This window comes from Xanthomonas bromi (assembly GCF_900092025.1).
GTDB lineage: Bacteria > Pseudomonadota > Gammaproteobacteria > Xanthomonadales > Xanthomonadaceae > Xanthomonas > Xanthomonas bromi.
Map to the genome: position 1 here is coordinate 1 of NZ_FLTX01000068.1, position 11,552 is coordinate 11,552.

The window sequence follows — 11,552 nt, forward strand, 5'->3', positions numbered from 1 at the left end:
GAATCAGATCCCGTTACTTGATGAACATTACATGCTGCGCCCACCGATACGCATCGTTTCCTGTTGCTGTTGCTGTTGCTGTTGTTGCTGCACCTGCATCGCCTGCTGGGCTGCATGCTGCTCCTGCTGGTTCACCGCCTCGATGGCTTCGGCGCGCAACGCGCGGCCAGGTGGTTCGTTGGCCAGGATCTGCGTCATCTGACGGAATTGATCGCGGTCGCCGTTCTGTCCGACGGCCAACATGCGGTCCAGGAATGCGCGCGGGTCGTCATGCAAGGATGGCGGTCTGTCGGCCGCAGCAGGCGCCTGCTGCGCATCGGCCTTCATCGGCACCTGCCACTGCTGCGGCGCATGGCTGCGCTCGCGCTCATGCCGCATTTGATGCGTCTGCTGCTGCCAGCCTGGTGCGTGGGCCGCACCATTGTGCAGCGCGAACGCCGGCACCGAGGGATCGCTGCGTTCCGGTGACACCGCCACCGCGTGCATGGGGAACTGTGCGCGCAACCCGGTATCCAGGTCCTCGGCATCGGTCGGCTGAACATGGCGGCAGTGACCGCGCCTCGGCTGAAGCCTGTGGAGACAATACTGATCTCTGCTTTGGGGTCCTCGTCTCGCCATTGTTTTGCTTGGGTGATGAACTTCAAGTACATCTCTTCCATGCGTGGCCCATAGCTGTAGCCAACTGCACCGTCGAGGTTGCGGGTGAAGTCACTGTCTTGGGTGCCTACGCCGGGGACATAGTAGCCACAGATATTTTTAACATTATTACTTACTGCTGTTTGTACCTGATCGTCCAAGATGCCGATATTGGTGATGTGCTCAGGGTCTTTGTGCTTGTCATTACCGGTGCCATCGAAGGATGCAACGAACAAGCGCGTGTGCGGATTCTGTTGGCCGACCAGCGTTGGCGCCTTGAATTGCGCCAACGCATGTCGGCTATTTTCGTAGGCAGACAAATCCTGCGCAGTCGCCGGATAAGTTTCTACATCATCGGCCCAGGTCTTTGCAGTATCACGATCGTTAGCCATTACGTACTCCCTGGCGAGGACGCCATCAGTAGGTCTTGGTGTAGGCGAGGATCAGGTCGTTACGGAAATCGCTGTACTGATTTCCTGGCTTCTGTAGCACGCGTCTGAACCATGGCTTTCATATACACATTGATGGTGCGGTTGTTCACTTCCAGGATGATATCGGGAGAGATATCGGCCTGCAGGATCGGCGGCAGTTGCTCCTGCGGCGCATGATGCAGGATCACCTTGTCCTTGAAGATCGCCTCAAGATCGACTGTTGCATGGTGCGACTGGCCGTCCTTGGAGCGCCATGTCACTTCGGCGGGGGGCGGGAAGTGAGGGAAGTTACGGATGCCGATCGTATTGGCTTTAAGATTGCCGGGGTAGCCATCACCCAATGACTCTGACGAAATTCTCTTTACATCATCGGGGAAGTTGGCCGCGTACCTGCCGTCATACAGCACCTTGCAGCCATAGGTGTCGTAACACATCGCCCCGAATGCATGATCGGCGAACGGAATCGGCTTACGAGTATCGATATGCACGATGTTATGGGCATCGACGGGAATATTGCCGATCAGATGGATGCCCGATGGATCGTTGACAGGCGCGTTTATACGCGAACATCCAATCAGAAAGTTCGCGAAGACGGCGCACAGCAGCAGCGGGAGCGCTGCACGATGCTGCGGGATGCAAGAAGGTCGCACAGCCATGGAGCCACCTGTGGAACCGGAAGGACAGCCTACTAGAGGCTACGTCACGCAATGTGCTCATTGCACACCCATGTGATCCTGACCTATCCGAAGTGATGCAGGATTTTCCTACCCTCGAAATTGCGCGCTGGCGTACAAATTGTGTTAGCTGATGAGCAGGGCGCCGGGAGCTACTGCAAGTGTGGCGACTTTGTTGATCAGCAGCTCAATCTTGCGCGGTCGCTGATAGGTTTCCACGCTATCTGCCGATGTTTTCGTATCGGACCTACAAGCGATTCTGACGCCAGCAAAGCGGCAGGTTTTGGCTTCCAACATCGCGCGGAAGGCATCGTGGCCCAGGGTGCACTGCTGGAGTAGATGTAGGCGGATGCTGGCGAAGAGTTCGTCGAACAGGGCTTCATCGAGCTACGGCCGCACCCGCTCCCAGATCCGCAAAAACTGGCGAATTGCCGTTATAGACATCGACGATGCGTTGCGTGGGCCAGCCGGCATCCATCATCGCCTGCGTGAGCTTGGGAAGATCCGCACCGCTGCGCATCCCGGTCGGCAAGCTGGAAATGCCGCCATCGAAATCGCTGCCGAAACTCAGGTGTTTCCAAGGATCTTCGACGATCCCCATGTCGGCGATCTGTCGCGCGAAGGCTTCGTAATAGCCAATGACAAACGCGAGGTCGGCATCCATGTTCGGCTTGCCATCGGCTAGATAGGCATGCTGCAAAAAGTATGGCGCCAGAATGACGCTGATACAGCCACCGGTCTGCACGATGGCGCGGATCGATGGATCGTCGAGCGCCCGGTCGAGGTGACGCGACGGCCGCGTTTCCACCCCACGGGTAACGCTGCGCGATGCGCCGTGCGAGACGAAGGCCGGCACGTTACGACGAACACAGATGCCGCAGGCGTCCTGGCTCGACGTATGCGAGAGATCCACCAGAAGTCCGACATCGATACAGCGCTCCACGACCTCCCGGCCAAACTCCGAGAGCCCCGCGCCCTTCTTCTCGCGCCACGGGTTGAGCGGCGCATAGCCGGCCTGTGAGATGTCGGTATGGCTGAAATGATTGAGCGTCATGTAGGCGGCGCCGGCTTTGGCGGCGATGTCCAGACGCATCAGCCGCAGCGCCTGACTGCGGACCCCGCGTGGTCCCAGCATATGCGCGCCCTCCAACGACAGGATGGCGCAGCAATGACCCTCGGCCCGAATCGCGCGTAGCTCTGCGGCGCTGCGTGCCAGCCGCATCCTGCCACCGCTCGCCGCCACCATGTCCTCGACATAGCGCTGATGCTCCACCCAGTTTTTCCACGGGTCGAGAAAAGGCGCGCCGATGAGGTTCTCCCAGAGTGCGTGGGCACTGAAACAGGCACCGCCATAGCCGCCCGCGAGAAAGTCCGGACCGCTCACGTGGTGCATCAGCGGTTGATTGCGACCTCTCGGCGAGGTCTTTGACATCAGCCAGAGGATCGGAGAACGTCGATGCGCTTTCCAATCGCCCTTCCAGAAATCGAAGCCGCCCAACCGCGACAGATATAGAGAATCCAGATGCGTATCGACCGGACAAGCCAGCGCATGCACTGCTTCCAGCGTGAGATGGGTAGGCAAGCCAGCCGGGTTGTCAGCTGAAACTGCGTGCATGAGCGAACCCCCGCAATGACGTCTGAGGAAGTGACCAATGAAGCGCTTTACCTGTTGAACATCAGGCCGATCATCTTCAAACGCCTTGATGGGTCGAGCAGGTACACTTCAGATGAGGGTAACCGAACTGGACCTTGAGATCCGAAGGCCATTCCTCAGCCGCGAAGAAAAACGCAAGATTGCTGACATTTTTTCGCTTCGTGGTGAAAACGAATCTCTGCAGCCGACTTACCGCTATTTGAAGACCCGTCGTCATGTGGCTGCAGTCAACGTGGCCCAGCCGCTTCTGGGTACATGCGGGGCCCATGTCTGCCCGATGCCGAATGCCGCGCTGCGAGCCTCTGCTAGTCGCCGACACCGCCATGTTCGTTCGCAGCGGCTCAGACAGGCGCTTACCAGTGCGCATATGCATTACACACGTATTTCCATGACGCGGTGCTACGTCAGCAGGCGGCACCCAGACACTGCAACGCCGCAACCAACCACGTTGCTATTGCCGGTTATCGCTCGTCATCACTGCTGTGCGGGTGTGGCGAGTTGACGCGTCCGGCCTGGCACACAAGGTGCCAGCCCACTCACCTGCCCCCAACCGTTCACATCCGTGCACGGACGCGTCGCGCCAGTTCGCTGACCACTGCGATGACAGCGGTCAGAGTGACCATCGACAGGAACTGCGCGCGCGTGTCGGCCGAATAGGCCAGCAACCCGAAGATCACCGCCAGGATTGCCAGCGCCAGCACTGTTAGAAACGGATAGCCGCGCATGCGGAACGGCAACGCGATGCCGGCACGGTCGGCGCGGGCGCGCAAGATGAGTTGCGACACCAGCGAGATCGTCCACACCAGCAGGCAGGTGGCACCGACGATGTTGAGCAGCATTGGCAATACCTTGTTCGGATACCGCAACTCCAGCGCTGCGGCAGCGAAGCCGAACAACACGCTGGCGATCACCGCCATCAGCGGTACCTGCTCGCCACTGGTCCTGGCCAGCACCCGCGGCGCTTCGCCGCGCTGGGCCAGCGAGAAGATCATCCGCGAGGCGCCGTACAGATTGGCATTGAGCGCCGACAGCAACGCCACGACGGCCACCAACGTAATGGCCGTGGCAGCACCGGGGATGCGCGCCACTTCCAGCACGGCGGCGAACGGCGAGCTGAGCGCAGCGCTGGTCCACGGCACCACCGCCACGATCACGCTGATCGAACCGATATAGAACACCAGGATGCGCCAGGCCACGGTGCGGATGGTGCGCGCCAGGCTGCGGCCCGGGTCGGCGGTTTCCGCTGCGGCCACCGCCACGATCTCGGTGCCGCCGAAGGCGAACACCACCACCAGCAACGCCGAGCCGATACCGGCCAGACCCTTCGGCGCAAAGCCGCCGTTCCGGGTGAAATTGGACAAGCCGGGCGACGCCACCCCAGGCAACCAACCGGCCAGCAAGGCCACGCCGATCAGCAGGAACACCACGATTGCCAGAACCTTGAGAATGGCGAACCAGAACTCGAACTCGCCGAAGTTGCGCACGCCCAACAGGTTGATCGCAGTGAACGTGGCCATGAACAGCAACGCCAGCAGCGGCACCGGCAACGCTGGCCAGACTGTCGCCAGCAGGCCGGCCGCACCGACTGCCTCGGCCGCGATCACCACTACGATCTGCAGCCACCACAGCCAGCCCACCGTCGCCCCCGCGGTCGGGCCCATCGCATCGGCCGCGTACACCGAGAACGCGCCGCTGGTCGGCTTGGCGGCGGCCATCTCGCCCAGCGCGTTCATCACGATGATTACCAAGGCACCGGCGATCAGGTAGGACACCAGCGCGGCCGGCCCGGCCGCATGGATGCCCACGCCGGAACCCAGAAACAGCCCGGCGCCGATTGCCGTGCCCAGGCCCATCATCATCAATTGCCGCGGCTTCAGCGCATGGCGCAGTGCAGGCGCGGCGGACGCAGCGGTCTCAGCAACGGGGTCGATCGGAAGCGGCATGGACGGACTTGCACGAATGGAATCGCGACACGATACCGCGTCGCGGCGCCTGCCGCGCCTCTTGACGACAGTCCAGAGAAGGAGTGGCTACGCCGCGCGATCATGCCCTGCCTTCGGACTTGCAGGCATCGCGGCAATCTGCCGGCACCCACTGCCGCTTGCGTGACAGCGCAGCGCGGGCCACCGCGCGCTCGTCAAGACATTGCGTAAAGACACATCCCCGGGCAAGCCGGGGATGTGGGTTGATGCTCCGACACGTTGCCGATCACTCCGCCAGATTCTTCCCCGCACCCGCCGTGGCGATCACCTTGGCCTTGACCTGCGCGGCCGGCGTGACGGTGTAGATGTAGCCCAGCGATTCCGGGAATACCTTGGAGCTCACCCAGTTGGTGGCATTGGCGTAGGGCTTGCTGCCGTCGGGCACGCTCCAGGTGATGCCGCTGCCGACGTAGTTGTTGATCGAGTCCCAGTAGCCGATCTCGCTACTGTCGCGCGAGGTCACCGGGTTCTTGATGTTCTCGAAGTAGTTCGACTCGATCTTCGCCACGCCGCCCATGCGCACGTTGATGCCGGAGGTTGAGACGTTGTTGAAGTAGTTGTTATAGATGTGGCTCAAGCCGCGGCGCTGCAGTGGCAAGCGCGAGTCCACGTTCTCGAAGCGGTTGTGGTGATATGTGGTGCGCGCGGCGGAGTTCTTGGTGTCGCTGTCGCTGTAGCCGTTAAGCGCGACCTTCTGATAGTTGTAGACGGAGTTGTAGGACACGGTGACGTGGTGCACGCCCTTCTTCATGTCGATGCCGCCGTCGAAGGAGGCATCGCCTGCACCGGAACACTTGGTGAGCGAGGCGAAGATGGTGTTGTGGTCGACCCAGATCTTGGACGGCTCGCCACTGGAATTACCTTCCAGCGAAATCGAATCGGCATCCTCGCCGCCTTGCAGCAAACCGATGGTCATGTTCTGGATGATCACGTTGTGCGCGTTGCCGACCACACGCACGCCGAAGTTCGCCGACGAGCCATTGACGCCCTTGATGGTGACATCGCTCCTGTTCTTGATCTGCAAGGTCTTGGCCTGCAACTTCCATTGCGCACAAACGTCCTTGATGGTGCCGAAATTGAACTGCCCGGTGTAGTTGAGTACCAGCCCACCGCTGCCGGAATAACTGTCGATGGCGGCCTGCATCGCTTCGAACGTTGCCACGTTGATGGGTGTCTTGTTGCCGCCACCGGTGGTGGCCGCACCGTAGCCGACCGGGCCGGCAATCGCGCCCGCGGCGCAGGCGGACAGTGCAAGCGCGAGTGCGCCCTGAAGCGTCTTGATGATCATGCAGCCTCTCCCAACGAGTCGAAAAGCAATGCAGGCCGTCTGCGCAGTGGCGACGACAACCGCAAAGCGATGCGTGGGGGCTGCATTCTTCGCGCGATTTAAAACATAAAACAATTATCCATCTATGAAATTTAGACGCACCGCGGCGTTCTCTTTGCGAGACATGCAAAAGAGACAGCGAAGGACAGCCGGGACAGGACACGCCACTACGGTGCGACAGATACGTGTTGATCGACGTGTGTATGTGCGCATGCAAAAAGACGTTCGCGCTGCACGTTCAACCGCGCATCTCACTGCAGAGCAACTGCAGTCGCGCCGGTGAAGGCCCACCTGCCGATCGCAACTGCAACACGGGCTGCATCTGTGCATGTATGACGCCCGCAGCCGTTGCAATACGTTCTGCAGACATGCAACGCAACAAGAGCATTTGCATGTGCATGTGCATGTGTCTCGACAAAGGCATGCGGGCGCGTGCTGTCCAGCGTTCGCTACAAGGTCGCCTGCCGCCCTGTCGCAGCGCATCGCAGCACGCACGCGCCATCGCTGCCGCGAGCCTATGATTACTCGCTGTTGCAGAACCTGCGCTGCGGCGCTCGCAGATCAAGGTGCACTACCGGCAGCTTGACGATGGCCCGCATCGCTGCTCGAAACCACATCGACAGAATGCGTATCACGGATGCAGCGCCACGCCTGCCCTGCCAGGAGCGCATCGAGACTGCGACGTGACGAGAGGCTCTATCAGACGCGCGGATCGATAGCGTCCGGCCAAAGGGACATCATCGCTGCAAGCACGGAAACGCGCAGCCTGATTTCGGCCCACCGGCGATAGCCGACCCACACCAGGCTGACTCAACCAGCGCCATTGGCCAGCGTCGGCGAGCGCAGCATCTACCCGCCGGCCCATGGTGTCTGATCGTCCAGGAAGGTGCCGACCAGGCGCATGCACGCGGCCCGCTCCTCCACGTGCGGCATGTGGCTTGAATGGGCGAACACATGCCAGCGCGCATCCGGGATCAGCCGCGCATACGGCTCGACGGTTTCCGGCGTGGCTTCGTCGTACTTGCCGGAGAGCACCAGCGTGGGCACGGTGATGCGGTGCAGGCGCTCGATGATGCTCCAGTTGCGCAAGCTGCCCACCACATGGAACTCGGTCGGGCCGTTCATGGCGTGATACACGGTCGGGTCGGCATCGATGGCAGCGAAGGTACGCGCCACTTCTTCAGGCCAAGGCAGCACGCGACACACATGCTGTGCGTAGAACACCTGGCTGGCAGCGCGGTAGGCTGGATGGTCCAGGGTACCGGCAGCTTCATGCTCGTCCAGTGCGGCCTGGACGTCGTCGGACAACCGCGCGCGCAGGCGTAACGCAGCGGCTCGCCACAAGCCCATCGACGCGGGCGAATTGGCGATCACCAGCGCACGCAGGCCGGCTGGACCACGCACGGCGTGTTCCGCCGCCAGCATCCCGCCCCAGGACTGGCCCAGCAGTGCGTACTCCGACAGCCCCAGATGCGCGATCAGCGTCTGCAGCTCGTCCAGAAACAGCCCCACTGTCCAGAAGCCTGGATCGGCATTGGGCAGATGGGTGGAATTGCCGTTGCCGAGCTGATCGTAGTGGATCACCGGACGGCCGCAGGCGGCCAGGTCCTGGAAGCTGTCCACATAGTCGTGGGTGCACCCGGGGCCGCCGTGCAATACCAGTAGCGGGCAGGCATCCTTGCAGAGGTCGCCGGTAATGCGGTACCAGGTGCGGTAGCCGCGGAATTCGACATAACCTTCGGTGCACTGCATGACCTGCGCCTGCCTACGGCAATGATGGGGCCTGAGCCTAGCGGGCAGGCCGACTGGCGTTAACTGGCAAATCTCACAGGTTTGGGTGCGCTCGGATGCACGGTTGGCGCTGGCCGATCGCTGATCGCCGGCTCGATCGTGCGCGTTGCCTCGATCACTGCGGCGGATATCGCGCTGATCCAAAGCCACTTCTGGATCGAATTGCTTGCTTCGAATCAACGCGTCTATCGCGTCTCGGCGTGCCACTGAACTCGGAGCGTCCGAAAGAGCGCAATGCGCGTTTATTTAGGAAGGCAGGTGGATGGCGCCAAACAAGCGACATCGCCTGTGCGAAAGACCACTCCGGAACCGGCAGCGCAGCAAGCGCGACGGCTACGAGACCCTATATGTTTATTTTTTATGGCTCCAGCAACCGATAGTGCATACCGCGCACCACCGCTTCCACGCGATTGCGGGCGCCCAGCTTGCGGGCGGCCGAATTCAGATGCAGGTTCACCGTGGCGGTTGAACGGTTGAGCGCCGCGGCAATCCGTTTGGACGTCAGGCCTTTGGCCGAATACTGCAGGCACTCGCGCTCGCGACGGGTCAGTGCGATGTGGTGGCAGCGGCGTTCCTGCGGGTCCAACACGTCCTGCGCACGCGCCTGGAAGGCGTGGGCCAGCAACAAGAAGGGCACTAGCTGCGATTCGGCAAACTGCGGCGCGTCTGCAGCCGCAGCATCGATCGCGCCGCTGAAGGTGGCGAATGCGCCACCGGGCAGATGCAGCGGCACGGTGACACCGGTCCCCATGCCGCTATCGCAGAGATAACGCGTCACTTGCCGGTGCTGGCCACCGACATATTCCACACCCGCGCAATTGCCGTCGGTACGGTACGACCACACGAACGGCGTGGTGCGTCGCGTGGCACGCTGCTGAACAGGGTCATGTTGGTAATACCCGTGCTCGCACCACACATGCTGCATATCGCCCGGCGCATTGCGCTGCATGAAGACCGTTGGCGTGATCAGTGCACCCTCCATACTCAACGGCACCGGTGCGTAGTCGTAGACCAGCGACCGGAAACCGAGCGCGCAGACATCGCCAAACACCCGATCCAGGCAGCTATTGAGCGTCTGCAGCGCCTGCAGATCGCGGCCCAGGCTGGCCAGAGAGTCGAACATAGTGAATCCTTCGGTACCGGTGTTTGCCAGCAGGTGAGATCCAGCATGGAAAACCTAGCACTTTTACCAATGAATGGGCTTGTCGACCGCATTATCGTCACAATGCCGGTGATATGGCGGCAGCGCGGGGCAGGCGTTCAGGTCCGCCAGACGCCTGCGCTGAGCCGGTCTTCCTTTCAGCGGACTCCTGCATGACCGACACACCACGCCGTGACGATGCGGCCACGCTGCAACGCTTTGGCTACGCACAGGAGCTCAAGCGGCAGCTCACGCTCAAGGATTTATTGATCTACGGGCTGGTGTCCATGGTGCCGACGGCACCGTTTTCGATCTTCGGCGGTGTCTTCGACATCAGCGCCGGGATGGTGCCGCTGACCTACCTGGTCGGCTTCGTGGCGATGCTGTTCACCGCGTTGAGCTACCAGCAGATGTCGCAGGCATTTCCGGTGGCTGGCTCGGTGTATGCCTATGTCGGGCGCGGGCTGAGCAGCGGCATGGGCTTTCTGGCTGGCTGGGCGATTCTGCTCGATTATCTGCTTATCCCGACGCTGCTGTATGTGGTCGGCGCCAACGCGATGTACAACGTATTGCCCGCGGTGCCGCAGCCGGCGTGGATCGCGTTCTTCGTCGTACTGAACACGGTAGTGAACCTGCGCGGCATTGAAACCACTGCACGTGCCAATCGCTTTTTTCTGCTTGCGCAATTGGTGGTGCTGGCGGTGTTCGTGGTACTGGCGACGTTGGCCATCCAGCACGGCGTCAATGGCGCGCACTGGAGCTGGCGCCCGCTCTACAACCCCCAGGCGTTTTCTCCGCAACTGATTTTCAGCGCGTTGTCGGTGGCGGTGGTGTCGTTCCTCGGCTTCGATGCGATCTCCACGTTGTCGGAAGAGGCGCGCGGCGGCAACCGTGTCGTGGGGCGCGCAACCTTGCTGGCATTGCTGATCGTCGCCGGCCTGTTCGTGTTGCAAACCTGGCTGGCAGCCTTACTGCAGCCGGACCTGCAGCGCTACCCCAGCGCGCAGGCCTCCAACGATGCCTTCTTCGAGATCGGGCGATTGATCGCCGGCCCATGGCTGCAGATCGTCATTGCGCTCACGGTGGCGGTGAGCGCGGCAATCGCCAACTCGCTGGTGGCACAAGCGGCCACATCGCGCCTGTTGTTCGCCATGGCGCGCGACCGGCAGCTGCCGTCCTTCCTGCGCTACATCCACCCGCGTACCAGCGTGCCGCAGCGTGCGATCTTGCTGGTGGCGGGCCTGAGTTTGCTGCTGGGCGAGTGCTTCGTGGGCCAGATCGCGCTGCTGTCGTCGCTATGCAATGTCGGCGCACTGACCGCCTTCATATTGCTGCATATCGCAGTGCTGTGGCACTTCCGCACCCAGGGCCGGCGTGTATTGCATGGCCTGATGCCATTGATCGGCATCGTCATCCTGGCGTACGTCTTATTCAATGCCGACAGGCATGCGCAACTGGGTGGCACTGCATGGATGCTTTTGGGTCTGGCGGTGCTTGCATTCCTGAAACTCAGCGGGCGCTCCACCGAATTCCGCACCAGCGACGCACTGGAATAGCCCGATAGCAGCGCTGTCTGCTGCGCCGCGCAAGTTGCGGCTAACCGTCATCGCAATCGCATTGCAGGGCTCTGCAAGCGTTTCAGTCGCTGGAAACACGATGCCGCAGAGTACGTGGGCAACGCCCACGTGACGCATCACGCATGCCCAAAGCCAATGAACGCTGCGCGCCTGCTGCAACGCTCCGGCGCATGCAGGGGGGAAATCGTCGCTGCCGTGCCGCCATGCGCGCACGCGGTACCCACTGACCGCACGCAGGACACAGCGCCTCGATGCGCGAAAGTGCAAGTGTATTTATGTGGAATGTTTATCTACCAACGAGATTTTCAGCACATATTCAGATTTAAACTTTCGCTAGTC

The 11,552-nt window shown here is 61.4% G+C and carries 7 protein-coding genes and 2 pseudogenes; 1 reads left to right on the forward strand and 8 read right to left on the reverse strand.

What is annotated here, in order from left to right; all coding sequences use genetic code 11:
* Positions 1-27 precede the first annotated feature (27 nt).
* The 8 genes and pseudogenes from XBLMG947_RS23830 to XBLMG947_RS18560 all read right to left on the reverse strand — a co-directional run.
* Positions 28-408, reverse strand: a pseudogene (locus XBLMG947_RS23830) (DUF2235 domain-containing protein); the annotation flags it as partial.
* Positions 324-1,028, reverse strand: coding sequence for a phospholipase effector Tle1 domain-containing protein (locus XBLMG947_RS18530; RefSeq protein WP_245228253.1), 705 nt, complete (start codon positions 1,026-1,028; stop codon positions 324-326). The pseudogene XBLMG947_RS23830 and the gene XBLMG947_RS18530, both read right to left, overlap by 85 nt.
* Before the next feature lie 59 nt (positions 1,029-1,087).
* Entirely contained in the window at positions 1,088-1,723 is a 636-nt protein-coding gene (locus XBLMG947_RS18535) for a hypothetical protein (RefSeq protein WP_245228254.1), read from the reverse strand.
* Between the two features lie 405 nt (positions 1,724-2,128).
* A pseudogene (locus tag XBLMG947_RS18540) lies at positions 2,129-3,356 on the reverse strand (membrane dipeptidase).
* A gap of 593 nt (positions 3,357-3,949) precedes the next feature.
* On the reverse strand, positions 3,950-5,338 hold the full coding sequence (locus tag XBLMG947_RS18545; RefSeq protein WP_065470051.1) for an amino acid permease: 1,389 nt from the start codon (positions 5,336-5,338) through the stop codon (positions 3,950-3,952).
* Between the two features lie 265 nt (positions 5,339-5,603).
* Entirely contained in the window at positions 5,604-6,665 is a 1,062-nt protein-coding gene (locus XBLMG947_RS18550) for a pectate lyase family protein (protein ID WP_065470052.1), read from the reverse strand.
* 888 nt (positions 6,666-7,553) lie between these two features.
* Positions 7,554-8,456 carry a proline iminopeptidase-family hydrolase gene (locus XBLMG947_RS18555; protein WP_065470053.1) on the reverse strand — a complete coding sequence of 301 codons (903 nt, stop codon included), beginning with the start codon at positions 8,454-8,456 and terminating at the stop codon, positions 7,554-7,556.
* 397 nt (positions 8,457-8,853) lie between these two features.
* On the reverse strand, positions 8,854-9,618 hold the full coding sequence (locus tag XBLMG947_RS18560; RefSeq protein ID WP_065470054.1) for a LuxR family transcriptional regulator: 765 nt from the start codon (positions 9,616-9,618) through the stop codon (positions 8,854-8,856).
* A 191-nt stretch (positions 9,619-9,809) separates the two neighbouring features.
* On the opposite strand from XBLMG947_RS18560, the gene XBLMG947_RS18565 reads away from it, so the two are divergent.
* The gene (locus XBLMG947_RS18565) at positions 9,810-11,192 is read left to right on the forward strand and encodes an APC family permease (protein WP_065470055.1); all 1,383 of its coding nucleotides are present in this window, start codon (positions 9,810-9,812) and stop codon (positions 11,190-11,192) included.
* The last annotated feature ends 360 nt before the right edge of the window (positions 11,193-11,552 follow it).